Genomic DNA, 26,301 nt, shown 5'->3' with positions numbered 1-26,301 from the left:
TGGGCGGGACTCCGCCTGCGCTGCGGTCAGCGCTCGTCGCATCCGGGTGCGACGGCTCGATACTGCGTGGCCTGGACAGCCTTTCCTCCTGGTGCCTGGTGATGTGACCCTGCCCATGCTAGCCGCCTCACCGGACAGCCTCACCCGATAAAGCCGCGCTCAGCCCCGCGCAAGCCCCTGACCAGGACTTTTACCCCGTACGCCGGTGTCCCGCGCGGCGGTGTCCGCTCGCGCGCCGGTGTCCGCACGCGCCGCGGCCGCCCGCCCGCCCGCGTGCGGAGCGAGCACCTTGGCCAGCGCGGCCTTCTCCGACTCGGAGACCCGGCCGCTCTCGGCGCCGTAGTGCTGCACGCCGGGCTCCGGCAACGGGATCGTGCCCTGCTCCACACCCATCCGGTAGTCGCGCTCGGCCTGCCACGCGGCGTCCGGCGTCAGGCTGACCTCGACCCCGCGCGCCGACGGCTGCAGCAGCGGCTCCATCGTCTCCCGCAGCAGCTCCTCGGCCCGGTCCGGGTCCCGCAGCCCGCGCTCGTGCGCCGACAGCATCCGGTAGGTCGCCTCGATCGCGGCCTCGGTCGACCCGGACGCCGCCGGCGGCTTGTCGAACTCGTCGGCGTGGGTGTTCTTGCCGTCGTCGATGCCGACGGCGTGCAACGGGGTGAACACGTGCAGCTTGCTGACTCCGGCCGTCGGGTCGCCGCGGTACACCGACAGGTCGCGCCACGCGTGGGCGCCGCTGTAGCTGTCCTGCAGCGCGTGGGCCGCCGCGCCGAGATGCTGGATCATGTCGCCGCCGAGCGACTGACGCGCCTGCCGCAGCCGGTCGACGACGTACCCGGTGTCGACCGCGAGCTCGCGCGCCCCGTGCTGCTTGCCGCCCGGTTCCAGGCCGTTCGGGTACGGGTTGGCCATGAAGTGCTCGGCCTGCGCGTTCGGGTTCGCGTACGCCGAGTGCGCGGTCGGCCCGGGCCCGGCGTACGGGAACCGGCGGCCGGAGTTCGCGAAGTTGTCGATCAGCCCGGCGCCGACCGGCCGGTCCATGTAGGCCTGCGCCTTGTCCAGCGCCGCGGCGTACTGCTCCTGGGTGGCACCGCGGACCGTACCGTCCGGCCCGGCCAGCTCGGAGAACATCCGGCCGACCGCGGCGTAGGTGATCTCGCGGTGCCCGCACCACTCGTGGTCGCCGTGCTGCTTCACTGGGCCTCCTGTCGCCTCGGGCACCACATTCTGTCCCGGCGCGGGGTCGGCGACGTCAACCTGGGACACGACCTCCGCGTCAACGTCACGTGGCACAACCAGCCGTGGTGTATGACTCGTGCGTGGCTCAGGAGACCTCGTGGGATGCCGACGAGGCGCTGACGGCTGTCTACACGGCGCACTACACGTCGTTGGTCCGCCTCGGCGCCCTGCTGTTGCGGGACACCGGCGCGGCGGAGGAGATCGTGCAGGACGCCTTCGTGGCGATGCACGCCCGCTGGCACCGGCTGCGCGACCCGCACAAGGCGCTGGCGTACCTGCGGACGGCCGTGGTGAACCGCTGCCGCTCCCGGCAGCGGCACCTGGTGGTGGTCGACAAGCACCTGCCGCGTTCGCTGCCGGACGAGCCGAGCGCCGAGCAGGCCGTCCTGCGGACCGTCGAGACCGACCGGGTGATCGAGGCGATGCGCACCCTGCCGGAGAGACAACGCACCGTGATGGTGCTCCGGTACTACGGTGACCTGTCGGAGGCGGAGATCGCCGACACGATGGGAATCAGCCGGGGATCGGTGAAGAGCCACGCCGCGCGGGCGAGCAAGTCGCTGCGCCAGGTCCTGGAGCGGAACGTATGAACGAGCGACCGAACGACCCGTTCGACGAGCTGATGCGGCGGTCCCTGCACGAGGAGGCCGACCGGATCGAGCCCGCCGACGGCCTGCCCGAGATCCAGGCCAGGGTCCGTGCCCAGCGCACGCCGGTCCGTCGCCGGCCGTGGCTGGTCACCCGCCGGCGCCGCCGTGGTCGGCACCGCCGCGGCCGTCGGCGCCTTCACCTTGCTCGACGGCAGCAGCGAGCGACCCGGCGAGAGCGAAGTGGCCGGTCCGCCCGCGACCACGGTGACCGCCCCGCAGTCGGCCCCGACGCCGGCCCCCAGCGCGTCGCCCGTCCCCTCGCCGTCGTCCGTGCCGACCGAACCGCCGTCCGCGCAGCCGTCGACGTCCGGCAAGCTGGAGCCGCCGAGCAGCCGGGCCGTACCGGTGTACTGGCTGGGCAAGACCGCCGGCGTCGACGCCGGGGCGGGCGTCCGGCTCTACCGCACCTTCACCCAGATCAAGGGCCGGCCGGCGTACGAGGCGGTGCAGCTGATGACGGCGGGCAAGGTCGCCGACCCGGACTACTCCTCGCCCTGGCTGGGTGCCGTGGTGGGCTCGGTGCAGCAGTCGGAGCGCCTGATCACCGTGGACTTCAAGCAACTGCCGCGGGAGACCCTCAAGCCGGACCTGGCCCGGATGGCGGTGCAGCAGCTCGTCTACACGGTGCAGGCGGCCACCGGCACGACCACGCCGGTCGAGGTGACCTTCGCGGGCCGCCCGGTGGCGCAGCTGTTCGGGCTCGCCGTCGAGCAGCCGCTCGGCCGGGCGCCGGCGGCCGACGTGCAGGCCTTCGTCTGGGTCACCGCCCCGGAGAACGACGCGGTGGTCGGCATGCCGTTCAAGGTCTCCGGCATCGCCGCGGCCAACGAGGCGCAGCTGAACTGGCGGGTCATCTCCGACACCACCCGCAAGGTCGTCGCCGAGGGCAACACGATGACCACCGAGGCGTTCAAGTTCACGCCGTACTCGTTCACGGTGAGCAAGCTGCCGGCCGGTCGCTACACGGTCGAGGTGTTCGAGCTGTCCGCCGCGGACGGCCGCCAGACCTCCACCGAGACCAAGACGGTCATCGTCAAGTAGCCGGCGACCACGCGAAGCTGAACAGCTGCCGGCCCGGTTCGAGCGGCTCCGGTCCTCCGGTCAGCCGCTGGACGCCAACGGTCCACTCGACGTCGTCCGGCGCGTCGAACCACACCTCCTCGAACCCGCTCCCGGCGAACCATCGGCGGATCGCCGGCGTCAGGTCAGGCGCTCTGCGGACCCGGGTCCAGACCACCCGCGCGCCAGCAGCACAGAACTGCGGCAGCGCACGGATCGTCGCCTCGACGTCGGTGTCGCTGATGTTGCCGAACACGCCGCAGAACAGGACCAGATCGGCCGGTACCGCACCGGCGTACGCGTCGGTGCGGCCGGCGTCGGCTTCGACGACTTCGACGCCGGTCAGGCCGTTGCTGATCGCAGCTGCCCGGGCGATCGCGACATTGCGGGGGTCGAGCTCGACCAGGCGGGCGGCGACTCGGTCGCGAGCGGGATGCGTGGCGAGCACCTCCAGCAGGTCCCGGCCCTGGCCGGCACACGCGCTGACCACCCGGATCGGGCCGTCGGGCCGCGCGTCGAGGTGCTCGCGGATCGCCCGCTGCACCGCTCGCAGGCGCCGGCTCAGCGGCGACGTCTCGTCACCGTAGGCCTCGTGCCACTCCACCCAGTTCATCGAGCTCATACCGCGGTCCTTTGGTCGATGACGTGATGCAGGGGTCAGGTCCAGCGGGTGCGCGCGAGCAGGACCGCGGCCGCGGCAACGCCGGCGGTCGAGGTGCGCAGGACCGTGTCGCCGAGCAGGACGGGCTCGGCGCCGAGGCTGTCCAGCTCGGCCGGGGTGATGCCGCCCTCCGGGCCGACGACGACCACGAGATCGCCTGTCGCCGGTACGTCGAGGCCGGCCAGCGGGGCCTTCGCCTCCTCGTGCAGCACAGCGGCCAGTCCGGCGCCGGCGACCAGCGCCGCGACCTCCACCGTCGACGCGACCGGTGCGACCTCGCAGAACCAGCTGCGGCGGGACTGCTTGCTCGCCTCGAAGGCCCAGGCGCGCCACTTCGTGAGCGTCTTCTCGACCCGCTCGGGGTTCGCGCGGAACTGGCTGCGGTCCGCGTTCCACGGCACGATCAGGTCCGCGCCGATCTCGGTCAGCATCTCGACCGCGAGCTCGGCCCGCTCACCCTTCGGCAACGCCTGGACGACGACCAGCCGCGGCGCCGGCGGCGGCACCTCGGCCCGCCGGTCGACGGCCACCGTGACCCCGGACTTCGAGGCCGCGACCACGGCACCTTCGGCGAACGACCCGCGCCCGTCGGTCAGCCGCAGGCGCTCCCCCATCCCGATCCGGCGGACGACCGCCGCGTGCCGGCCCTCGGGTCCGTCCAGGGTCAGCTCGTCCCCGGCACCGGTCGCGGAACCGGCGCCGAGGTCGGCCAGGTGGAAGACGGGAAGTCCCATACCGGGTGACGGTTTCAGTGCGCGCCGAAGGCGTCGCGAAGCCGCCCGAAGACGCCCTTGTGCGCGGCCTGGACCTGGCCCTGCGGCCGCTCCTCACCGCGGACCTCGGCCAGCTGACGCAGCAGCGCCGCCTGCTCGTCGTCGAGCCGGGTCGGCGTCTCGACGATCACCTGCACGATCAGGTCACCCCGGCCGGCGTGCCGCAGCCGCGGCACACCCCGCGCGGTCAGCGTCATCGTCGTGCCGGACTGGGTGCCAGGCCGCACCTCCAGCGGTGTGGTCTCACCCTCCAGCGTCGGCAGGTTGATCGTCGTACCGAGCGCGGCCGCGGTCATCGGCAGCGTCACCGTGCAGTGCAGGTCGTCGCCGCTGCGGGTGAAGATCTCGTGCGGCTCGACCTCGATCTCGACGTACAGGTCGCCGGCCGGTCCGCCGCCGGGGCCGACCTCGCCCTGGCCGGACAGCTGCACCCGGGTGCCGCTGTCCACGCCGCCGGGGATCTTGACCGTGACGGTCCGTCGGGACCGGACCCGGCCGTCGCCGGAGCACTCGACGCACGGGTTCGGGATGGTGGTGCCGAAGCCGCGGCAGTTCGGGCACGGCCGCATCGTGCGGACCTCGCCGAGGAACGAGCGCTGCGTGTGCGTCACCTCGCCGCGACCGTGGCAGATCTCGCAGGTGACCGGCTCGGACCCGGCCGCCGCGCCGGAGCCGGAGCAGGTCGGGCAGAGCACCGCGGTGTCGACCTTGAGCTCGCGGGTGGTCCCGAAGGCCGCCTCGCTCAGGTCGATCCGCAGCGGGATCAGCGCGTCCTGGCCCCGCCGGGTCCGCGGCCGCGGCCCACGGGTCGCCCCGCCGGTCTGGCCGAAGAAGGCGTCCATGATGTCGGTGAAGGTGAACGCCTGGCCGAAGCCGGGGCCGCCGGCGCCGGCACTCGCGAACGGGTCGCCGCCGAGATCGTGCACCTGCTTCTTCTGCGGATCGCTGAGCACCTGGAACGCGCGGCCGATCTCCTGGAACTTCGCGTGCGCGTCCTCGGAGTCGTTCACGTCCGGGTGGTACTGGCGGGCCAGCTTGCGGTAGGCCTTCTTGATCTCGTCCTGGGAGGCGTCACGGCTGACGCCCAGGACGGCGTAGTAATCGGTGCTCATGCTCCAGACCAGAGGTAGGGGAAAGTCATCAGGAGTCGGCCAGGATCTGGCTGACGTACCGCGCGACGGCGCGGACCGCGCCCATCGTGCTCGGATAGTCCATGTGGGTCGGGCCGACGATGCCGAGCGTGGCCAGCGCCTCCGACTTGGAGCCGTACCCGGTCGCGACCACCGAGGTGGTGGCCAGTTCCTCGTACGGGTTCTCGTGCCCGATCCGGACCGTCAGGGTCTGCGGATGGGTCGCCTCGCCCAGCAGCTTGAGCAGGATCACGTGCTCCTCGAGCGCTTCCAGCACCGGCTTCACGTTGCGCTCGAAGTCGTCGCCGTACCGGGTGAGGTTGGCCGCGCCGCCGACCGCGATCCGCTGCTCGCCCTCGTCGGTGAAGGCCTCCAGCAGGGTCGTCACGATCGCCGTGACCAGCGCCCGGTCGGCCGGCTGGAAGGTGTCGGGCAGCCCGGCCAGCGCGCCGGCCGCCTCGGACAGCCGCTGACCGGTGAGCGCGGTGTTCAGCCGAGAGCGCAGGTCGGCGATCAGCTGCTCGTCGACGTCGTCCGGCGCCTCGACGATCCGCTGCTCTACCCGGCCGGTGCTCGTGATCAGCACCAGCAGCAGCCGCCGCGGCGTCATCGTGACCACCTCGACGTGCCGCACGCTGGAGCGGGTCAGTGTCGGGTACTGCACGATCGCGACCTGCCGGGTGATCTGGGCCAGCAGCCGCACCGTCCGGCGGACCACGTCGTCCAGGTCGACCGCGCCGCCGAGAAAGGACGAGATCGCCTTCTTCTCGGCCGGCGACAAGGTCTTGACCGTGCTCAGCTTGTCGACGAACAGCCGGTACCCGGCGTCGGTCGGGATCCGGCCGGCGCTGGTGTGCGGCTGGGTGATGTACCCCTCCTCCTCCAGCGCGGCCATGTCGTTACGCACCGTGGCCGGGGAGACACCGAGGTTGTGCCGGTCGACCAGCGTCTTCGAGCCGACCGGCTCGTGCGTCGCCACGTAGTCCTCGACGATGGCCCGGAGGACGTCCAGTTTGCGTTCGTCCAGCACGCGCACCACCCTCTCTCAGCATCGGCCCAGCATCTCTCGACTGGCACTCAGACAGCCCGAGTGCCAGTCTACCGAGCCGTAGCGACAGATGGCTCGTCAGGCTGTTTCGGGGGAGGCTCCCAACGGTACTGCGGCCGGCCGGTCGACCGTACTCGCGACGTCCACCGGCTGGTCCTGGGCGGCCGCTTCGAGCAGCGACTCCAGGACGTCGAGCACGTGGTACGCCAGCGCTCCGTCGGCCCGGTGCGGCTCACCGGTGCGGATGGCGCGGGCCATGTCGGCGACACCGACCCCGCGGCCTGCCCCGGCGTACCCGCCGGCCACCGGGAGCGGGGTCCAGTCCCGCTGGGTGGCGGTGGCGAGCTCGACGGTGCCGTCGAAGTGGTTGGGGTCGGGCACCGACAGGCTGCCTTCGGTGCCGTGGATCTCGATCCGGGGCAGCCGCGCGGCCCACACGTCGAACGACATCAGCACGGTCGTCAGCGCGCCCGAGGCGTGCTCGAGAATGCCGGTGACATGGGTCGGCACGTCCACCGCGAACGTCGTGCCGGCCCGGGGCCCGGTGTGCACCTTGCGCTGCTCCTGCGAGCGCCCGGCGCGCCCGGTGACCCGGCGAACCGGGCCGAGCAGCGTGACCAGACTGGTCACGTAGTACGGGCCCATGTCGAGCAGCGGTCCGCCGCCGGCCTGGTAGTAGAACTCCGGCGCCGGGTGCCACAGCTCGTGGCCGGGCGTGACGAACGCCGCAGTCGCCGCCGTGGGTACGCCGATGTCGCCGCGGTCGATCGCCGCCCGGGCGGTCTGCGTGCCGGTGCCGAGCACGGTGTCGGGCGCACAGCCGATGCGCAGGTTGTTGGCGGCGGCGAGCTTGAGCAGCGGCTCCGCCTCGGCCCGGTCGACGGCCAGCGGCTTCTCGCCGTACGTGTGCTTGCCGGCCTGCAGGGCGGCCTGGTGCACGGGTGCGTGGGCGGCCGGGATGGTCAGGTTGAGCACGATGTCGACGTCCGGGTCGGCCATCAGGTCGTCCGATGACAACGCCCGGACTCCGGGGTACGCGGCAGCCACGGTCTGAGCCCGCGAGACGTCCAGGTCGGCCACGGCGACCACCTCGACGCCGGGCAGCTGGGCCAGGTGCTCGAGGTAGGTGCCGCTGATCACGCCGGTGCCGACGACACCGACCCGGGACACCGCGTCGCTCACTTGGCGGCCCACAGCAGTCCCCGCTCGACGATGGTCCGGACCTCCGGTACGGCGAGGTCGGCCAGGCTGTGCCCGGGGGTGCAGACGAAGACGCGGCCTTCGCCCCAGGTGCGGGTCCAGACCGCGGGCATGGTGGCGCCCTCGATCCACGGGAAGTCCGGGTGGGCCTTGAACGTGGTGGTCGCCAGCACGGTGTTGGTCGGGTCGGCGTGCACGTAGTACTGCTCGGTGTGCAGGTCGAACGACTCGAGGCCCGCGACGATCGGGTGGTCGGCCACGACGTCGATCCGGTGGTCGACGAACCCGCCCGGGTGGGAGACGAACTGGCCTCCGGTCATGAACTGGTAGTCGGAGCTGTTCCGGAACGAGTCGACGATGCCGCCGTGCCAGCCGGCCAGACCGGTGCCGTTGCGGACCGCGGTCTCCAGTCCCTTGAGCTCCTCGGCGGTGATCTCGCCCATGCTGATGCACTGCAGCACCAGGTCGGTGCCGTCCAGGTCGAGGTAGCTGGAGGTGCTTCCGGAGACCGTGACCTCGAAGCCGTTGTCCCGCAGGAACGGGACGAACAGGTCGGTCGCCTCGACCGGGAGATGGCCTTCCCAGCCGCCCCGCACCACCAGTGCTCGTCGTGTCGTCACGCCGCCCGCCCTTCTCCGCTGGCCAAGAGGTCCGATCTGTCGGAGCCGCCTACGCGACCCTAGGTGGCGCTCGAAGTCCCTACAACCCCCGTTCCGGTGAATGGATATCGGTTGCCGCCACCGGCCACGCCGGAGGGTTCGCCGGATGGGTGTCGAGCGGTCGCAGGTGCGGCAGGGTGACGTGCTGACGCGCTGAGCAGGGGCGCCGGTTAGGGTCGGAACATGAGCGAGTGGACCGAGCTGGGTGATCGATGCTGGGTCCGCCGGTATCGCGAGTGGGACGTGAACGTCGGACTCGTGGTCGGCAGTGAGGGTGCGCTGGTGGTCGACACCAGGGCCTCCACCGCGCAGGCCACCGAACTGCTGGCCGAGATCCGCGAGCTGACCGACGCGCCGGTCCGCTGGGTGGTCAACACCCACGCCCACTTCGACCACACCTTCGGCAACGGGGTCTTCACCGAGGCCGCCCGCTACGCGCACGAGAACGCCGCGGCCGCGCTCGCCGAGCGAGGACCCGCGCTGCAGCAGCACTACCGCGCCGCCCCGGGCCCCGACCCGGCGTACCCGGACATCCCGGCCGAGGTGCTGGCCGAGGTGGCCGCGACCGGGCTCGTCGCGATCGACCACACGTTCGCGGTGGCCAAGGTGATCGGCCTGGGCGATCGGCGGGTCGAGCTGCTGCACCTGGGCAACGCGCACACCGACGGGGACGTCGTGGTCGTCGTCCCGGACGCGGACGTGTACTTCGTCGGCGACCTGGTCGAGCAGTCCGCTCCCCCGTCGTTCGGCGACGACTCGTACCCGCTGGAGTGGCCCGAGACGCTCGACCGGGTGATCGGCCTGCTCGGCACGGAGTCCAAGGTGGTGCCGGGGCACGGCGCGGTCGTCGACGCGGACTTCGTGCGCGACCAGGCCGGCGATCTCGGCACGGTGGCGAACACCATCTCCGGGTTGCACCACGCCGGCACCTCGCTCGAGAACGCGCTGCGGCACACCGACGACTGGCCCTGGCCGATCGACCACCTGGAGCAGGCCGTACGCCGCGGCTACGCCGTCCTGGGCGCCCCGCGGCGCCCGACGCTACCGCTACTGGGACCGGGCGCGGACCACTGATCGTGGTTATCCGTTGACACGGTGAGTGCGCATCCCGCAGGTTGTTGCGAAGCATCGACCGGATGGGGTGGCGAGGATGACGAGCACGGAACAGACCTACCACCCGGACGGACGCGTCGAGCTGACCGATCCCGAGGCGGTGGCGACCAGCCGGTACGGCAACGCCGAGCTGGCCCCGACGCGGCTGGCCGAACGGCGCTGGACGACGTACAACTACGCGGCGCTGTGGATGGGGATGGCGCACAACATCCCCAGCTACCTGCTCGCGTCGGGACTGGTCACGCTCGGGATGAACTGGTTGCAGGCCTTCCTGACCATCACCCTGGGCAACCTGATCGTGCTGGTGCCGCTGCTGCTGAACAGTCACGCGGGCACGAAGTACGGCATCCCGTTCCCGGTCTTCGCGCGGGCCTTCTACGGCGTGCGCGGGGCGAACTTCCCGGCGCTGCTGCGGGCCTTCGTGGCCTGCGGCTGGTTCGGCATCCAGACCTGGATCGGCGGCCAGGCGATCCACGTCATCGTCGGTGAGCTGGCCGGCGCGGGCTGGCGGGACGCGACGGCGATCGCCGGGCACCCGTGGACGCTGTGGCTCAGCTTCGCGGTCTTCTGGGCGCTGCAGATGTGGCTGATCTGGCGCGGCATCGAAGGGCTGCGGCGGTTCGAGAACTGGGCCGCGCCGCTGGTCACGGTCGCGTTCCTGGCGCTGATGATCGCGATCCTGGTCAAGGCCGGCGGGCCGGGGCCGATCTTGTCGCAGCCGTCGACGCTCGGCTGGGACGCCGACTTCTGGAAGATCTTCGCGCCGTCGCTGATGGGCATGATCGCGTTCTGGGCCACGCTGTCGCTGAACATGCCCGACTTCACCCGGTTCGGGCAGGGCCAGCGCCAGCAGGTGCTCGGCCAGATCATCGGGCTGCCGACCACGATGTCGTTCATCGCACTGGTCTCGATCGTCACCACCTCCGGCACCGTGGTCGTCTACGGCTCGGCGATCTGGGACCCGGTCGAGCTGACCCGCCGGTTCGAGAACCCGCTGGTGGTCACGATCGGCCTGGTGATGGCGATTCTGGCGACGATGTCGTGCAACGTCGCGGCGAACGTCGTCAGCCCGTCGTACGACTTCGCCAACGCCCTGCCGCGCTGGCTGAACTTCCGCACCGCCGGCCTGCTCACCGGCGTGATCGGCGTGCTGATCCAGCCCTGGCGGCTGATCTCGGACCCGGACATCTACATCTTCGCCTGGCTGTCCTTCTACGGCGGTCTGCTCGCCTCGGTCGCCGGCGTCCTGATCGCCGGGTACTGGTTCGTCGACCGCACCAACCTCTTCCTCGCCGACCTCTACCTGGTCAACGGCCGCTACTGGTACTCCGCCGGCTGGAACTGGCGAGCCGTCGTCGCCACCCTCGTCGGCTCGGTCCTCGCCGTCGGCGGCGCGTACGGCGGCCCGTTCCCCACCGAGGGCCTGATTCCTTTCCTGCAGCCGCTCTACGACTACTCCTGGGTCGTCGGCCTGCTCGCCGGCTTCCTCGGCTACGTGGGCCTCACCGTCGCCTTCCCCCACCGCACCGACAAAGCCGTGCACGCGGCCCCGACGTTCTGACCGGATTGAGTTGGCCGACGACTTCGATCCCCCGTCGTGAGCCGGCACCGCCCGTACGGCCGGTTGTTGCTCGACACGCACGTGCTGCTCTGGTGGCTGGCCGACGGGCCCGAGCTGTCGGGCGAGCTGAAGGACCGGATCGACACCGAGCTCGAGGTGTACGTCAGCGCCGCGACCGTCTGGGAGCTGTCGATCAAGGCCGCGGCCGGCAAGGTGACCGTCCCGGAGGACTTCTCGGAGGTCGTGCTGGACGGCGGCGTGGGTGAGTTGCCGATCCGGTTGGTGCACGCTCAGGAGGCCGGCGCGCTTCCGCTTCTCCACCGTGACCCGTTCGACCGGATGCTGGTCGCCCAGGCGCGGATCGAAGGTCTCACCCTGGTGACCCGCGACAGTGCGATCCACGCGTACGACGTACCGGTGCTCGCGGCCTGAGGCTGCTGGGCGGGTCGCCTGCGGCGGCAGCGGGTTGCGGCATACGGTTTGGGGATGGCTGACAGGTATGGGAACGACGTGCTGGCCGGGGACTGGCGGAAGCCGAAGAACGGGCGGACCGTCGACATCGAGCTGGAAAAGGGCATGGTCGTCGAGGAGCCGAGCTCGGGCTTCGTCGGGGCGGTGGTGCGCTGGGAGCACGGCGTCGTCGACCTGGAGGACCGGTTCGGCAAGGTCCGGACCTACCCGATGGGGCCGGGATTCTGGGTGGACGGCAAGCCGGTGAGCCTGGTCGCGCCGAAGAAGAGCGGGCCGGCCAAGAAGACCCGGACCGCGTCGGGCTCGGTGGCCGTCGACAACGTCCGGGCCCGGGTGGCGCGGGCCAGCCGGATCTACGTCGAGGGCCGGCACGACGCCGAGCTGGTCGAGCGGGTCTGGGGCGACGACCTGCGGATCGAGGGCGTCGTGGTCGAGTACCTGGAAGGCGTCGACGACCTGCCGGGCATCGTGAACCGGTTCCGGCCCGGACCGGGCCGACGGCTCGGTGTCCTGGTCGACCACCTGGTCGAGGGCTCGAAGGAGTCGCGCATCGCGGCCCAGGTGACCAATCCGCACGTGCTGGTCGTCGGTCACCCGTTCATCGACATCTGGGAGGCGGTCAAGCCGTCCTCGGTCGGCATCGCCGAGTGGCCGCGCATCCCGCCCGGCGAGGAGTGGAAGAAGGGTGTCCTGCGCACCTTCGGCTGGCCCGCCACCGACCAGGCCGACGTCGCCGCCGCCTGGAAGCACATCCTGTCGAAGGTGAACAGCTTCGCCGACCTCGAGCCGGCCCTGCTCGGCCGGGTCGAGGAGCTCATCGACTTCGTGACGATGGACTAGGTCGGGGAGACCCGACCTACATTTCCGGGAGGCGTTGCTCGATCCACGAGCGGATGCGGCGGCGGGCTCGCCGGACGTACCAGGAGACGACGAACAGCGCCGCCGCCACGGTCAGCACGATCCCGGCCAGCAGCGCCGCCACGATCCGCACCCCGGCCACGTCGACCACGCCCGCGACCACGAGCAGCAGCACGCCGACGCCGGCCGCGGCCAGCGGCAGCCGCTGCTGGAACAGCAACGGCCGGCGCGCCACCCCGAGGTCGGCGTCCCGCACCAGCCGACCCCACAACGTCTCCCGGGCCGGCTCGGTGAACCACCGGACCGTGCGCAGCAACCACGATCCCGGCTGGTTCTTCCGGGCCGCCGCGGCCTTCACCCAGTCGCCGACCTGCGGGCTCACCCCGCCGGACACGTCGATCATCCGGTCGGCCAGACCCTTCGTCGTGGCCCGACCTTCCTTCGAGGTGTTCAGCTCGTCCCGCATCGTCGTCAGCGCGCTGAGCCCGGCGTCGACCGGGAAGTCGTCGGCGAGCTTCTGCACCTGCTGCGCGACCTGCTCGACGGTCCAGTCCTCCGCGGCCAGCACCTGCCGCTGGGTCTCGCGGATCCAGGCCGCGTCGGCGCCGAGCATCGCGCCGAGGTGGGCGACGCAGTGCAGCCGGCCCATCAGCCAGTCCCACCGGCGCCACTCGGCCGCGCCGAACGCACCGAAGTGCCCGACCTGCGTGCCGTACAGGATCCGGTCCTTCAGGTCGTACGCGATCGAGCCTTCGGGCAGGTCGTCCAGCAGGGTCAGCGGGATGTCCGGTCCGAGCCGGAGGAACTGGAACGGCGCGCTGCGCTGCTGCGGCGTGCGCGCCGAGGTGCAGCGCGAGACGATCTCCACCTCCAGCGCGGTTTCCACCATCACCGGCCCGAGCGACGTGATCAGTCCGGCGAACTCGTCGCCGAGCGCGCGCTGGATCTGCAACGTCTCGAAGATGTCGCTCAGCCCGACCGCGACCGCCTCGGCTCCACCGGCCGGCCGCAGGTCGAGGTCCGCCTCGGCCAAGTGGTCCGCCAGCGCGTCCCGGACCGCCTGCACCTTCTGCAGCGCGTCGCTCGCCGCCTTCAGCCACTGCTCCAGCTCGGTCCGGTCCACGGGCTCCGCGGTGTCGATCTGCGTGCGCAACGACCGCAGGACCAGCCGTACGACGCGCTCGGCCGCCCCCGTCCCCCAGGGCCAGCACGGATTGCCTTCGGAGTCGTAGCGCAGTGGCGCCGTCGACCCGTCGGGCCCCGGAACCCACGGGTGGTGGTCGGACGCGAGGACCTCGTCCACCTCCTGCTCCGACAGCGCCGTGGCCGCGTCGAGCACGGTCGACTGGTCGTGCGAGGCGATCGTGACCGCCTCCCAGACACCACCGGCCGCCCGGCCCCGCGAGTACGCCGGCTGCAGCAGCTTGGCGGCCTCGTGCAGCGCGCCCCGGTCCTCGGGGTGCCGCACGCACCGGTCGAACAGCCGCTGGGTGTCGGACCAGGACGCGTCCGCCTCCAGCAGCAGGCGTTCCAGCTGCTCGACGTCGGAGCGGAAGTCGACCTCGCGCGGGAACTGCACCGCCGACAGCGCCGCCACCCGCCAGTTCGGCTCTGTTGCTTCGGGCAACCGAGTTTCGGCCAGCCCGATGCCCGCCGACGGCACGACGTACAGCACGTACCGGCTGGCCTTGCCGACCACCGGGCGCCGGGCGACCACGTCGAGCACCGGCCCGAACGGCGCGTTGTCGAGCACGCCGCCGTCGACCAGCCAGGCTCCCGAGTCCGCCTGGTGCGGTCCGGGCTGCATGCGTGGTGGCGCGGCGGCCAGCTTCGGCGTCTCCAGCACCGGCCCGAACGCGACCGGGAACGACGCGGAGGCCCGCGCCGCCCGCGCCAGCAACCGGGTGTCGGCGAGGCCGTTGGTCTGGCTCAGCGAGAACGCGCGCGTCGCCCCGTCGTACACGGCGCTCTGCTCGCTGGTGAAGCAGAACAGGTACCGATGATCCGGTACGACGAACCGCTGCCCGGCCGCGTCCTTGGCCTCGAACTGCTGGACGCCGAGGCCGGAGGCGGTCACGAACAACGTCACCGGCTCGGCGGCCGAGGCCGTGCCGGCCCCCGCGACGCCTTCGAGCAGCGCGTTCAGCTCGGTCAGGAAGTAGTTGCCGTCGAGCACCGACGTGGACGGCTTGCCGACGGCCGGGACCAGCCTGCCGACCTCCAGCGACCCCAGCCCGACCCACTTCTGCCGCAGCCACGGTCCGTGATCGCCGCCTGGGTCGAGCGTCGAGCCGTGCGAGACGGCGGTCGCGAGCAGGGACCCGTTCAGCCCGCCCGCGCTGGTGCCGGCGATCACGTCGACGACGACCCGCCGGACCTCGCCGTCGCGGTGGCACAGCTCGTGCCAGCGACGCGCCAGCTGCTCGTCGTACGGTTGCGCGGCCGGCGCGTCGCGGCCTGCCGAGGCACGGCGGATCAGGTCGAGCTCGTGTGTGACACCGCCCATCCAGACCGCCAGGCTGACGCCTCCGTTGAGCACCAGCGCGATCCGGATCTCGTGGTCGGACATGGTTCCCCCCTCGTTCCTGTCAGGGATACCACGACGGTGACCCGCTGCGACAGACGGTGAACGAAGCGGCGGCGAACTGTTGCCGTCGGGCGGCACGCAGAGTCATCCTGAGGGGTGGGGGTGGTGGGGATGTCCTGGTGGAAAGCATCCGCGCTCGTGGTGGCTCTCAGCCTGACCGGCTGTGGCGGCGGCGACTCCGGCGGCGGTGACGAGGCCGGCGGGGAGAGCACCGTCAGCACCTCGGCACCCACGACCGCCGACCCTACCGACGACCCCACCGAGGACCCCGGTGAACCGTCGCCCGAGCCCACCGATCCCGAGCAACCCCAGACGGCGCAGTCGAAGCCCGCGATCAAGAACGCCAAGCTGCCGGTCGGCGGGGTGCCCGAGTTCGACGACAAGGGCAGGGCCTGTTTCGCTCCGGCCTGGGGCGGCTCGGAGTTGCCGGCCGGTGTCACCATCACCGCGGTCGACTTTGCCCTCAGCAACTCCAGCGTGCTGGAGCTCGGTTCTCACTCGTGCCCACAGGGCCCGGCGTGTGGTCCCGGCAGCCCGTTCGGCGGTGCCGACAGCTGCTATCTCGCGCTGACGAAAGTGGGCAACGGCTCTACTGTGCTGACCGTCCGCGGCGACATCACCTGCGAGTCCGAGGCGGACTGCGACAAGGTCAGGGCCGAGCACCTGAAGGGCGGCAGTCTCACCATCACCGTCGACGACCAGGTGATCGTCCCGCCGGAGGAAACCCCGAGCGTGGAGACTCCGGCCGAGTCGCCCAGTGAGGAAGCCCCGAGTCCGTCCAGCTCGGATGGCTGACCAGCGGGCCCAGGTCGAGCGCTGGGTCAGCTTCGCGGCCGGCATCGTCGCGCCGGTCACGCTGATCAGCGCGCTGCTGTTCTACTTCGGCTACGTGTCCGCGCGCTCCCAGTACGAGTACTTCGGGATCGACGTCGACACGATCGGCCTGAGCACCCAGGACTACGTGATGCGTAGTCCGCAGCCGCTGCTGGTCCCGCTGCTCGTGCTCACCCTGATCGCCGTCGCCGGACTGCTGCTGCACAACGCGATCCAGCCCACCGCCACCGCCGTACGCCGTACTCGGGTCGTTGCCGTCGCGCTGTTGCTGGTCGGCGTGGTCGCGCTGTTCCTCTACCCGGCGATCGGCCACGTCCCGTACTACCCGCTCGTCGTCCCGCTGCTGATCGGCCTGGCCGCGGCCGCGCTCGGCTATCTCTCCTACCTGTCCGCCCATCTTGCCGACCAGCGACCGCCGGTGATCCTGATCGTGCTGCTCGGCGTGGTCACCACGACCTGCGCGTTCTGGGCGACCGCCACCACCGCGCAGTACTCCGGCCGCGGGCTGGCCAAGTCCGACGCGCAGAACCTCGGCCAGTTCCCGGTCGTCATTCTCGACACCAAGGAACGCCTCCAGCTGCGCTCCCCCGGCCTGGAGGAGACCGCGCTGCGGGCCGGCGCCGGCCAGACCTTCAACTACCGCTACCGCGGCCTGCGCCTGCTGGTCGTCGGCGAGAACCGCCTGTTCCTGGTCCCCGAACGCTGGACCCCGTCGAACACCACGCTGGTGGTGTCCCTCGACTCCTCGATCCGAGTCCAGTTCCAATTCCAGAACGACCCCCCGTAATCCTCCCCACCATGTGAGGGGAGAACCCGCCAAGTGCTGGGTCCACCCGGCCGAATTCCGCCGGTGAACCCAGCATTTGGCGGGATATCCCCGGAAATGGTGGGGGGTCAGGCGGAGCCGCGGATGATCAGCTCGGTCGCGTAGATCTCCGGGCTGGTCAGGTCGGCGCCCCCGATCTTGGCCAGCAGCAGCTCGGCCAGCCGGGCGCCGAGCCGCTCCACCGGCTGGCGGATCGTGGTCAGCTGCGGCGTGGTCGTGGTCGCGACCACCGAGTCGTCGAACCCGATCACCGCGACCTCGTCCGGCACCCGCCGGCCGCGCTCCGACAGCACCCGCAGGGTCGCGGTCGCCATCAGGTCGTTGGCCACGAAGATGCCGTCCAGCTCCGGGTGCTCGTCGAGCAGCCGGATCGCGGCCTGCTCGCCGCCCTCGGCGGTGAAGTCGCCGTAGGCAACGGCCTGCGGCAAGCCGGCCTCCTCGGCGACCTGCTGGTAGCCGGTCAGCCGGTCGATGCCCGCGGTCATGTCGAGCGGGCCCGCGATCGTGCCGAGCTTGCGCCGCCCCTTGGACAGCAGGTACTCGACCGCGGTCCGGGCGCCGGCGACGTTGTCGACGTCGACGCTGGCCACCGGCACCTCGACCCCGAGCGGCCGGGCGCTGAAGACGATCGGCAGCGGCAGCTGGGCGAGCTCCTGCAGCACGTTGTCGCGGCCGTGGTGGCTGACGATGATCGCGCCGTCGACGTGACCGCCACGCAAGTACCGCAGCAGCCGCTGGTCGTCGCCCTCGGCCGGCTCGATCAGCAGCACCAGCTGTGACGACGTCGGGGCGAGCGTCATGCTCACGCCCCGCAGGATGCCGGCGAAGAACGGGTCGGAGAAGACCCGGCTGTCCGGCTCCGGCACCACCAGCGCGACCGAGTCGGTACGGCGCGTCACCAGCGCCCGGGCGGCCCGGTTCGGCACATAGCCCAGTTGGCCGATCGCCCGCTCGACCGCGGCCACCGTGTCCGGCAGCACCTTCGGGGACCCGTTCACCACCCGGGACACGGTCGCCCGTGACACCCCGGCCAGCGCGGCCACCTGCTCCAAGGTCGGAGTCCCACCGCCGTGACCCTCGAATGCCATGGGACCTCCCCTACGCGACATGACCTCCACACGGTAGTACGTCGACACCCTCCGCCGCGCACATTTCCCGCCGCGACGAGCCGGAACGGCGGCCGACAGGCTCGGGGTAGGGTTACGCGGCGGGTGAGGCGTTCTGGTGCCTAGTTACCGACGCGGGTGTTGGCGGCCTTGTCGGCTTCGCGCAGCGCCTGCTTCCAGGCGGCCGACGACGACTGCTTGCCCTCGTCCACCCGGGCCAGCGCCTCGGTGAAGACCTGGTTGATCTCACCGTCGCGCGGACCCTTGTGCTGCTTGAGGATCACGTTGTTCGCCCGGTTGACGAAGATCTTGCCGACCGGCGCGTTGTTGAAGTACGGGTTCACCTGCGCGGTGACCTGCTCGGACTCGTAGGCGTCGACGGTCGACGGGAACGAACCGACCTTCTTGAACACCTTGATCTGCTGCTCCGGTGCGGTCAGCCAGGCGGCCAGCTTCGCGGCCTCCGCGGGCTGCGTCGACTGGGTCGGCACGGTCAGGTAGGAGCCGCCCCAGTTCCCCCCACCGCCGGGGAAGACGTCGGCGACGTCCCACTTGCCCTTGCCGAACGTGCCCGCGTTGTCGGCGATCACCCCGAGCAGCCAGCCCGGGCAGGCCATCGTCGCGAACGCGTCGGTGCGGAACGCCTTGGTCCAGGCGTCGCTCCAGGCCGGCAGCTTGGCCGACAGCCCGTCCTCGGTGGCGGCGACGATCTGGTCCCAGGTCCGCTTCAGCAACTCGTTCTCGTCGCCCAGGTAGCGGTCCTGGTTGGAGTAGTAGGCCTGGATCAGCTGGTTGCGCATCGCCTCCCAGGTCAGCACCGCGGAGTCGAACCAGGCCGAGTTCGGCATCTTCGCCTTGAACCGGCGGCCGGCGGCGAAGTACGACGTCCAGTCCGGGAACAGCTTGGCGACCTCCGCGCGGTCGGTCGGCAGGCCCGCCCTGGCGAACAGGTCGCGGCGGTAGCAGATCGCCTCCGGCCCGATGTCGGTGCCGTAGCCGATGATCCTGCCGTCCGAGGTGGTCGCGCTGGCGACCTTCCAGTCCAGCCAGCGCGACTTCAGCTCGTCCGCGCCGTGGTCGCGCAGGTCGACGAACTTGTCCGCCTTGGCCAGGTACTTGTAGATCCAGCTGACCTCCATCGCCTCGATGTCGGCCATCCCGGACCCGGACGCCAGGTTCGTCTCCAGGTTCTTGATGTGCTCGTCGACGGTGGCGGCCCGGCGTTCGGTGATCTTCACGTTCGGGTGCGCCGCCTCGTACTCGCGGTAGAGGTCGCTGTAGCCGAACTCGTTGAAGGTGGCGATGGTGAGTTCCACCGGCCGCCCGTCGCCGGCGTCCACGGACGCGTCACCGGCCGGGTCGTCGGCGCCGGCGCACGCGCTGACCAGCAGAGTGAGGCTGCAGGCAAGGGCGACGGCTGCGGTGCGATAGCGGGCCATGGGCCGCATGTGACTTGCTCCCTGTGCATGGGGACGGGTTGAGAGCGCTCTCCGGTTGTCCGGAAGTGTCCCCGAGTTTCGAGCGTGCCTGCCGAGTGTGTCAAGGACCACACCGTCACGCTGAGATACAGAGTCAGCTTGCTCAGGACATACCCCTGCGGTTCGTCACGGTGTGCACCACATCGATGACGGACGGCTCGGTTACCTGCGAGTTTGCCGGATTTGTCCGAACCGGAACGGTTTCAGGGAAGCAGGTCACGAACCACGGCGTCGGCCAGCAGACGACCACGCCGCGTGAGCACCAACCGCCCGTCCCGCTCGTCCACCAGACCGTCCAGCCCCGGTACGGCGGACCGCCCGGCGGCGTCCAGGACATCCAGCGGCAGCCCCGCGCGCAGCCGGATCTCCAGCAGCACGCGCTCCACCCGCCGGGTCTCCTCGTCGAGGATCTCCCGCGCGTACGCCGGGCTCTCCCCCGCGGCCATCCGGTCGGCGTACGCGCTCGGGTGCTTGACGTTCCACCAGCGCACGCCGCCGACGTGGCTGTGCGCGCCCGGGCCGACGCCCCACCAGGTGTCGCCGCGCCAGTAGAGCTCGTTGTGGCGGCAGCGCGCGTCCTCGGTCCTGGCCCAGTTGGAGACCTCGTACCAGGACAGGCCAGCGCGGGTCAGCAGGTCGTCCGCCAGCACGTACTTGTCGGCGAGGTCGTCGTCGTCCGGCATCGGCAGCTCCCCACGACGAACCCGCCGGGCCAACTGGGTGCCGTCCTCGACGATCAACGCGTAGGCGCTGACGTGGTCCGGCGCGGCGGACAAGGCCGACTCCAGCGACGTCCGCCAGTCCTCGAGCGTCTCCCCCGGCGTGCCGTAGATCAGGTCGAGGTTCACGTGCTCGAAGCCCGCCGCCGTCGCCTCCTTGACCGCCTCCAGCGCCCGGCCCGGGGTGTGCCGGCGGTCGAGGATCTGCAGCACGTGCGAGGAGGCGCTCTGCATGCCGAAGCTGACCCGGGTGAACCCGGCCTCCAGCAACTCCTCGAGGTACCGCTGGTCCACCGACTCCGGGTTCGCCTCGGTCGTCACCTCGGCGTCCGCCGCCAGCCCGAACTCGTCCCGCACCGCCGCCAGCATCCGCCCGAGATCCCGCGCCGGCAGCAACGTCGGCGTACCGCCACCGAAAAAGACGGTGTCCACCGGCCGCTCCAGCCCCGGCAACACCCGCCGAGCCAGCCGGACCTCCTGCACCGCCGTCTCGGCGTACGACGCCTGCGACGCTCCCCCACCGAGCTCCGTGGCCGTGTAGGTGTTGAAGTCGCAGTACCCGCAGCGGAACGCGCAGTACGGCACATGCAGGTAGAACCCGAACGGCCGCGCCCCCGCCTCAGCCACCGCAGCGACCGGCAGCGCCCCGTCCCGGGGCGCGACCTCTCCCTCAGGCAATGTCGACGGCACGTCTCCATGCTACGGAGTCGCACGGAAGCGCCGCCGAAGCCCGGCCTCCGTCTTGACCACTCGGTGCGCTCCTGGCCGGAGATCTTCGATCCTCGGGCTTTCGACGAGAAGCTGCGTACGGCGCTGCGGGCGTTTGCCGGCGGCGAGCGGACGCTGGAGTCAGCCCCGCGGCTTCCGCCCGATCCGGTGATCCTTGGGCGGCGGGCGCGAGGAGGGCGGTCGCGGAATTACCGTCGGCAGCTGCGCGCACCTCCGGAGGCACTGCGGCTCGGACCTAGCGGCTTGCGTCGTTGCCGGCTGGGGGTTCGGTGTTCTCGCCCCCGAGGATCTTGGCTGGCGGGGGTGTGAAGCGGCGCAGCGGCAGGCCTCGCATGGCTCGTTCCATCGCGGTCTTCCACAGCGGGCCGGCCGTGCCGGAGCCCGTCGGGTCGGCGATGTCGCGGCCGCCGAGGGTGTGGCCGTACATCAGGTCGGTGTACGGCAGGTTCGCGTCGGCGACCACGGACGCCGCGGCGAGATTCGGCGCGTAGCCGGCGTACCAGACCGCGCGGTTGTCCTGGATGGTCCCGGTCTTGCCGGCCAGATCCCACCGGCCGAAGGTGAGCCGGCCCCCAGTACCGCCGGGTTCCATCACGGCGCTGAGCACCCTGTTCACACCGTCGGCGACCTGTGGCGCGATCACCTGACGGCACCTCGGGGACGTGGTGCTGATCGGTCGACCGGACTTGTCCCGGACCGAGGTGACCAGCACCGGCATGCAGTACTTGCCGCGGGCCGCGAAGGTTGCGTACGCGTTCGACAGCATCAACGGCGTCACGTAGCCGACGCCGAGGGTGAACGACACCACCTGGTCGAGAGCCCCCAGACTCTGGGCGTTGTACAGGCCCAGCTTCGCGGCCATGGTGGCCGGCGCGCACAGCCCGGTCCGCTGCGACAACTGAAGGAAGTAGGTGTTCGTCGACGCCCGGGCCGCTTCCACCATGGTCAGGTCGCCGCTCGTGGTCGAGTTCCGCGGGCGGTAGTCCGGATCCTTGGTATACCCCTTGCACGTCCGGAATGGCTGACCACTGAGGTCGATCTGCGCCGGCGAGTTGATCCGGTAGTCGATCGGGTAACCCTTCGCGATCGCCGCTGCGATCGTGAACGCCTTCATCGTCGACCCGTTCTGGAACCCGCCGTAGCCACCGGCGTACGACTTCTCGACGTTGTAGTTGTACGCCGTCTGGTACCTGCCGTTGCCGTACGGTCTGCTCTGGGCCATCCCCTTGACCACTCCGGTGCCCGGCTCGATCACGGTGATCGCAGCGACGGCGGTGTCGCGGGGGCTGGTGTACTCGTTGATCGACGCCTGCGCGGCCGCCTGGATCCTCGGATCCAGTGACGTCGTCACCGACAGGCCGCCGGTCTTCAGGTAGTGTTCCCGCTCCTTCGGCGTCGCGCCCAGCGCCGGGTTCTGGAGCAGCTTCGACACGACGTACGCACAGTAGAACGGGTAGCGCGCCCCCGCGCAGCCGTTGGGCACCTTTCGGACCTTCTTCGGATCGAAGACCGGGGTCCGGATCGCGTCGTCTGCCTGCTCGGCGGTGATCACCCCGAGCTCCTCCATCCGGCGCAGGACGACGTCGCGCCGGTCCTTGGCCCGCTTGGCGTCGTTCGTCGGGTCGTAGCCGGTCGGGTTCTTCACCAGGCCGGCCAGCAGCGCGGCCTGCGGCAGGGTGAGCTTCGCGGCGGTCGTGCGGAAGTAGTGCTGGGCGGCGGCCTCCACACCGTATGTGCCGTCGCCGAAGTTCGCGAGGTTCAGGTACCGCTCCAGGATCTGGTCCTTGGACAGTTCCTTCTCGAGCGCGATCGCGTACCGCAGCTCGGTCAGCTTGCGCTGGTACGTCACCGCCGTCGCCGCCGCGCGTTGCTCCGCCGTCGCGGCCTTCTCGACCAGGCTCATCTTCACGTACTGCTGGCTGATGCTCGACCCACCCTGCTGCACCGACCCCTCGGTCTGGTTCCGGATCAGCGCCCGCACAGTGCCCTTCGCGTCGAGCGCGCCGTGCTCGTAGAACCGCGCGTCCTCGATCGCCACGATCGCCTGCCGCATCACCCGACTGACCCGGTTCAGCGGAACCGGCACGCGGTTCTGCGCGAACAGCGTGGCGATCAGACTCCCGTCGGCCGCGAAGATCCGGCTCCGCACCTGCAACGGCTCGGTCGTCAGCTCCTGCGGCAAGCTCTCGACCGCGTCGGACACCTTCTGCGTCCCGACGCCGACCAGCCCTGTCAGGGGAATCACCAGCCCCGCTGCCAGTGCACCCGACAGTACGCTCAAACCGATGAACCTGTTCACGGCCTGAACGAGGTTGCGACCGCCCCTGCCGGCTGCGTCCACCTTTTCAGGGTACGTCCGGTCGCGGGCGTGGACCGAAGATCGTAAGCAACCTGTGAGGAAAGACTTCGGTTGCCTCCGGCAAGCTCGGCGGGCGCTGAGCGCTGCCGCCGGCAAGCCACCGGGGGGACCTTGCGACCCATCCGCCCGCCGAGCGCCGGTCAGTCGTACATCTTGTCCAGCAGATCGCCGTACTGCGTCTCGACGTACTTGCGCTTGAGCTTCAGGCTCGGCGTCATCTCGCCGCCCTCGACGGTGAGGTCCCGGTCGAGGATGGTGAACTTCTTGATCGTCTCCCACCGGTTCAGCCCGGCGTTGAGCTCGTCGACGTAGCCCTGGACCATCTCCCGGGCCGCGTCGGAGGTGACGATCTCCGCGTACGGCTTGCCGCCCAGGCCGTTGGCCTCGGCCCAGCCCTGGATCGCGTCCGGGTCGAGCGTGACCAGCGCGGTGACGAAGTTGCGCTGGTGACCGTGGACCAGGAACTGGCTGGCGTACGGGCAGATCATCTTGAACCGGCCCTCGATCACCTGCGGGGCGACGTACTTGCCGCCGGAGGTCTTGAACAGGTCCTTCTTGCGGTCGGTGATGAAGAGGAACTCGTCCTCGAAGTGGCCGATGTCGCCGGTGTGGAACCAGCCGTCGGCGTCGATCACCTCGGCGGTCTGCTCGGGCAGGTTGTGGTAGCCGCTCATCACGCCGGGGCCCTTGATCAGGATCTCCCCGTCCTCGGCGATCTTGAACTCCGCGGCGGGGAAGACCGGTCCGACGCTGCCGAGGCGATAGTTGTCGAGCCGGTTCAAGGTCGAGCCGGCCGCGGTCTCGGACAGGCCGTAGCCCTCCAGGATCAGCAGCCCGGCGGCGTGGAACCATTCGGCCAGCCGCTTGTCGAGGGCCGCGGAGCCGGAGACGAAGAAGCGGATCCGGCCGCCGAACCGGGCGCGGATCTTCGACAGCACCAGCTTGTCCGCGAGCCGGTACTTCGCAGCCAGCGCGCCGGTCGGCTCCTTGCCCTGCTGGCGCAGCTTGGACACTTCGTGGCCGACGCCGAAGGCCCAGTGGAACAGCTTCGCCTTGACGCCGCCCTCGGCCTCCATCATCGTGACGATCCGGCCGTGCGCCTTCTCGAAGACGCGCGGCGCGGCGGCCATGAAGGTCGGCTGGACGACGGCGGCGTTCTCGACGATCTTGTCGACCCGGCCGTCGATCGCGGTGGCGAACCCGATCTGGAACTGGACCGCGAGCAGCACCTGGCCGAACACGTGCGACAGCGGCAGCCACAGGTACTGCAGGTCGTCCGGGCTGAGCACCCGGATCCCTTCCACCGCGGCACCCTCGTAGGTCCACACCGAGTGCGGCAGCCGGACGCCCTTGGGGCGGCCGGTGGTGCCGGAGGTGTAGACCAGCGTGCACAGGTGCTCGGGCTTGATCTGCGCGATCCGCTCGTCGATCGCCTCGGGATGGTCGGCGAGGTGCCGGGCGCCGAGTTCGTCGAGGGTGGCGAGGCTGATCACCCAGTCGCCGTCCTGCTGCTCGGGCTCGCCGTCGATCAGCACGATCTTGCGCAGCGACGGGATCTCGGACCGGTGCTCGCGCAGCTTGGCGACCTGGCTGGCGTCCTCGGCGAAGACGACCTGCACCTCGGCGTCGGCGACGATGTACGCCACGTCGGCGGACATCGTGGTCGGGTAGATCGTGGTCGTGGCGGCCGCGGCGACGACGGCCGCGAGGTAGCACTGGACCCACTCGAGCCGGGTGTTCGCGGCGACCGCGACCCGCTGCTCGGGCTCGACGCCGAGCGCGATCAGGCCGGCGCCGCGACGGCGTACCAGCTCGTCGGTCTGCTGCCAGGTGACCGACGTCCAGCCACCGCCGGACGGGTAGCGGAAGGCTTCCCGGTTCGGAGTGGCCGCGACACGGTCGAGGAACATCTGAGCGAGGTGTTCCTTGCGGGAACTGAGCAACGCGAGTTGCGGACCGTCGGCAACGGGCTTCATGGCTGGCCTCCCAGGGGTCAGTAACCGGAGAGTAATAGAGAGCACGCGTGGTGGCCATGGGCCTGGCTCATCCGAGCGCACCATCTCGATCACGTTTCCGCAACATGCCGGCACGGCCCGTGGCCCTGCTCTTACTGTCCGTTCCCGACAGCCTGCCCGGGATCGCTGCCACCTGCAACGGTCACCCCGGGCGCGCGGTCGTCAGCGCTGAGCGAGCAGCTCCGCGATCTGGACCGCGTTCAGGGCGGCACCCTTGCGCAGGTTGTCGTTGGAGACGAAGAGCACCAGGCCCCGGCCGCCGGGCACCGACTGGTCCTGCCGGATCCGGCCCACGTACGACGGGTCCTGGCCGGCCGCGGCGAGCGGCGTCGGCAGCTCGGCCAGCTCGACACCGGGCGCGGCCGCGAGCAGCTCGGTGGCCCGCTCGGGCGTGATCGGCTCGGCGAACTCGGCGTGGATGCTCAGCGAGTGACCGGTGAAGACCGGGACCCGGACGCAGGTACCGGCGACCAGCAGGTCGGGCAAGTGCAGGATCTTGCGGCTCTCGTTGCGGAGCTTCTGCTCCTCGTCGGTCTCGCCGGTGCCGTCGGCAACGATCGACCCGGCCAGCGGCAGCACGTTGAAGGCGATCGGCCCGGCGTATACCTGCGGCTGCGGCAGCGTGATGCCCTGAGCGCCCCGGGCCAGCCGACCGGCGCCGTCGACCAGGGCGTGGGCCTGGTCCTCGAGCTCGCGCACGCCGGCGCCGCCGGACCCGGACACGGCCTGGTACGTCGACACCACCAGCCGGGTCAGCGTCGCCTCGCGGTGCAGCGGCGCGAGCACCGGCATCGCGGCCATCGTGGTGCAGTTCGGGTTGGCGACGATGCCCTTCGGCAGCACGTCGAGATCGCCCGGGTTGACCTCGGCGACGACCAGCGGGACCTCGGGGTCCATCCGCCAGCCCGACGAGTTGTCCACCACGACGGCACCGGCCGCCGCGACCTTCGGCGCGAGCTCCTTGGAGGCCGTCTTGCCGTTGGAGAACAGCGCCAGGTCCAGCCCGGCGAAGTCCGCCGTCGCCGAGTCCTCGACCGTGATCTTGTCGTCGCCGAACGGCAGCTGCGTGCCCGCCGACCGGGCGGACGCGAAGTACCGAATCTCGTCGACCGGGAAGTCCCGCTCGACCAGCAGTTCCCGCATCACGCCGCCGACCTGACCTGTGGCTCCGAACACTCCTACTCGCATGCCGCGAGCCTACTGTCCGTCCAGCAGGCGGCCGACCG

General features: G+C 70.9%; 22 protein-coding genes. 8 read left to right on the top strand and 14 right to left on the bottom strand.

Features of this window, described 5'->3' with window-relative positions; translation table 11 throughout:
- Positions 1 to 159: 159 nt before the first annotated feature.
- A complete protein-coding gene (locus tag KFLA_RS37915) occupies positions 160 to 1,197 on the bottom strand; it encodes a hypothetical protein (protein ID WP_012920050.1) in 1,038 nt (345 codons plus the stop codon).
- 122 nt (positions 1,198 to 1,319) lie between these two features.
- On the opposite strand from KFLA_RS37915, the gene KFLA_RS11970 reads away from it, so the two are divergent.
- Positions 1,320 to 1,829, top strand: coding sequence for a SigE family RNA polymerase sigma factor (locus tag KFLA_RS11970; RefSeq protein ID WP_148256613.1), 510 nt, complete (start codon positions 1,320 to 1,322; stop codon positions 1,827 to 1,829).
- A 108-nt stretch (positions 1,830 to 1,937) separates the two neighbouring features.
- On the top strand, positions 1,938 to 2,930 hold the full coding sequence (locus tag KFLA_RS37910) for a Gmad2 immunoglobulin-like domain-containing protein (RefSeq protein ID WP_012920048.1): 993 nt from the start codon (positions 1,938 to 1,940) through the stop codon (positions 2,928 to 2,930).
- Here the strand turns inward: KFLA_RS37910 and KFLA_RS11960 are convergent.
- The 6 genes from KFLA_RS11960 to KFLA_RS11935 form a co-directional block, all read right to left on the bottom strand.
- Positions 2,923 to 3,570 carry a class I SAM-dependent methyltransferase family protein gene (locus KFLA_RS11960; RefSeq protein ID WP_012920047.1) on the bottom strand — a complete coding sequence of 216 codons (648 nt, stop codon included), beginning with the start codon at positions 3,568 to 3,570 and terminating at the stop codon, positions 2,923 to 2,925. The genes KFLA_RS37910 and KFLA_RS11960 overlap by 8 nt on opposite strands.
- Before the next feature lie 35 nt (positions 3,571 to 3,605).
- On the bottom strand, positions 3,606 to 4,343 hold the full coding sequence (locus tag KFLA_RS11955) for a 16S rRNA (uracil(1498)-N(3))-methyltransferase (protein ID WP_012920046.1): 738 nt from the start codon (positions 4,341 to 4,343) through the stop codon (positions 3,606 to 3,608).
- 14 nt (positions 4,344 to 4,357) lie between these two features.
- Positions 4,358 to 5,494 (bottom strand): molecular chaperone DnaJ, encoded by a 1,137-nt coding sequence (gene dnaJ, locus KFLA_RS11950; protein WP_012920045.1) that lies wholly within the window; start codon positions 5,492 to 5,494, stop codon positions 4,358 to 4,360.
- Positions 5,495 to 5,522: 28 nt separating this feature from the next.
- The gene (gene hrcA / locus KFLA_RS11945) at positions 5,523 to 6,542 is read right to left on the bottom strand and encodes a heat-inducible transcriptional repressor HrcA (RefSeq protein WP_012920044.1); all 1,020 of its coding nucleotides are present in this window, start codon (positions 6,540 to 6,542) and stop codon (positions 5,523 to 5,525) included.
- Positions 6,543 to 6,638: 96 nt separating this feature from the next.
- Positions 6,639 to 7,754, bottom strand: a complete 1,116-nt coding sequence (locus tag KFLA_RS11940) for a Gfo/Idh/MocA family protein (protein ID WP_237706781.1) — start codon at positions 7,752 to 7,754, stop codon at positions 6,639 to 6,641.
- Positions 7,739 to 8,380, bottom strand: a complete 642-nt coding sequence (locus KFLA_RS11935) for a ThuA domain-containing protein (RefSeq protein WP_237706780.1) — start codon at positions 8,378 to 8,380, stop codon at positions 7,739 to 7,741. Before KFLA_RS11935 ends, KFLA_RS11940 begins: the two co-directional genes overlap by 16 nt.
- A 222-nt stretch (positions 8,381 to 8,602) precedes the next feature.
- Between KFLA_RS11935 and KFLA_RS11930 the strand changes: the two genes are divergently transcribed.
- The 4 genes from KFLA_RS11930 (at position 8,603) to KFLA_RS11915 (ending at position 12,404) form a co-directional block, all read left to right on the top strand.
- Entirely contained in the window at positions 8,603 to 9,493 is an 891-nt protein-coding gene (locus KFLA_RS11930) for an MBL fold metallo-hydrolase (protein ID WP_012920041.1), read from the top strand.
- Between the two features lie 76 nt (positions 9,494 to 9,569).
- Positions 9,570 to 11,093, top strand: a complete 1,524-nt coding sequence (locus tag KFLA_RS11925) for an NCS1 family nucleobase:cation symporter-1 (protein ID WP_012920040.1) — start codon at positions 9,570 to 9,572, stop codon at positions 11,091 to 11,093.
- Positions 11,094 to 11,129: 36 nt separating this feature from the next.
- Positions 11,130 to 11,525, top strand: coding sequence for a type II toxin-antitoxin system VapC family toxin (locus KFLA_RS11920; protein WP_012920039.1), 396 nt, complete (start codon positions 11,130 to 11,132; stop codon positions 11,523 to 11,525).
- A 54-nt stretch (positions 11,526 to 11,579) separates the two neighbouring features.
- Positions 11,580 to 12,404 (top strand): DUF3097 domain-containing protein, encoded by an 825-nt coding sequence (locus KFLA_RS11915; protein WP_012920038.1) that lies wholly within the window; start codon positions 11,580 to 11,582, stop codon positions 12,402 to 12,404.
- Between the two features lie 16 nt (positions 12,405 to 12,420).
- On the opposite strand, the gene KFLA_RS11910 is transcribed toward KFLA_RS11915, so the two are convergent.
- Positions 12,421 to 14,991: a DUF3376 domain-containing protein gene (locus KFLA_RS11910; RefSeq protein WP_012920037.1), complete on the bottom strand. Its 2,571-nt coding sequence runs from the start codon at positions 14,989 to 14,991 to the stop codon at positions 12,421 to 12,423.
- A gap of 129 nt (positions 14,992 to 15,120) precedes the next feature.
- Between KFLA_RS11910 and KFLA_RS11905 the strand changes: the two genes are divergently transcribed.
- A complete protein-coding gene (locus KFLA_RS11905) occupies positions 15,121 to 15,804 on the top strand; it encodes a hypothetical protein (protein ID WP_012920036.1) in 684 nt (227 codons plus the stop codon).
- A complete protein-coding gene (locus KFLA_RS11900; RefSeq protein WP_012920035.1) occupies positions 15,797 to 16,630 on the top strand; it encodes a hypothetical protein in 834 nt (277 codons plus the stop codon). The genes KFLA_RS11905 and KFLA_RS11900 overlap by 8 nt, the downstream gene beginning before the upstream one ends.
- 107 nt (positions 16,631 to 16,737) lie before the next feature.
- On the opposite strand, the gene KFLA_RS11895 is transcribed toward KFLA_RS11900, so the two are convergent.
- The 6 genes from KFLA_RS11895 to KFLA_RS11870 all read right to left on the bottom strand — a co-directional run bounded on the left by KFLA_RS11895 (position 16,738) and on the right by KFLA_RS11870 (position 26,263).
- Positions 16,738 to 17,757, bottom strand: a complete 1,020-nt coding sequence (locus tag KFLA_RS11895) for a LacI family DNA-binding transcriptional regulator (RefSeq protein ID WP_012920034.1) — start codon at positions 17,755 to 17,757, stop codon at positions 16,738 to 16,740.
- 140 nt (positions 17,758 to 17,897) lie between these two features.
- Positions 17,898 to 19,214: an ABC transporter substrate-binding protein gene (locus tag KFLA_RS11890; RefSeq protein ID WP_237706779.1), complete on the bottom strand. Its 1,317-nt coding sequence runs from the start codon at positions 19,212 to 19,214 to the stop codon at positions 17,898 to 17,900.
- Positions 19,215 to 19,456: 242 nt separating this feature from the next.
- Positions 19,457 to 20,662: a radical SAM family heme chaperone HemW gene (gene hemW / locus KFLA_RS11885; protein WP_012920032.1), complete on the bottom strand. Its 1,206-nt coding sequence runs from the start codon at positions 20,660 to 20,662 to the stop codon at positions 19,457 to 19,459.
- Between the two features lie 274 nt (positions 20,663 to 20,936).
- Positions 20,937 to 22,982: a transglycosylase domain-containing protein gene (locus KFLA_RS11880; protein WP_237706778.1), complete on the bottom strand. Its 2,046-nt coding sequence runs from the start codon at positions 22,980 to 22,982 to the stop codon at positions 20,937 to 20,939.
- Between the two features lie 218 nt (positions 22,983 to 23,200).
- Positions 23,201 to 25,036, bottom strand: a complete 1,836-nt coding sequence (locus KFLA_RS11875) for an AMP-dependent synthetase/ligase (RefSeq protein WP_012920030.1) — start codon at positions 25,034 to 25,036, stop codon at positions 23,201 to 23,203.
- Between the two features lie 201 nt (positions 25,037 to 25,237).
- A complete protein-coding gene (locus tag KFLA_RS11870) occupies positions 25,238 to 26,263 on the bottom strand; it encodes an aspartate-semialdehyde dehydrogenase (protein ID WP_012920029.1) in 1,026 nt (341 codons plus the stop codon).
- Between the last annotated feature and the right edge of the window lie 38 nt (positions 26,264 to 26,301).

The sequence above is a fragment of the Kribbella flavida DSM 17836 genome (genome assembly GCF_000024345.1).
Taxonomy (GTDB): domain Bacteria; phylum Actinomycetota; class Actinomycetes; order Propionibacteriales; family Kribbellaceae; genus Kribbella; species Kribbella flavida.
This window is presented reverse-complemented; position numbering and strand designations above follow the sequence as displayed.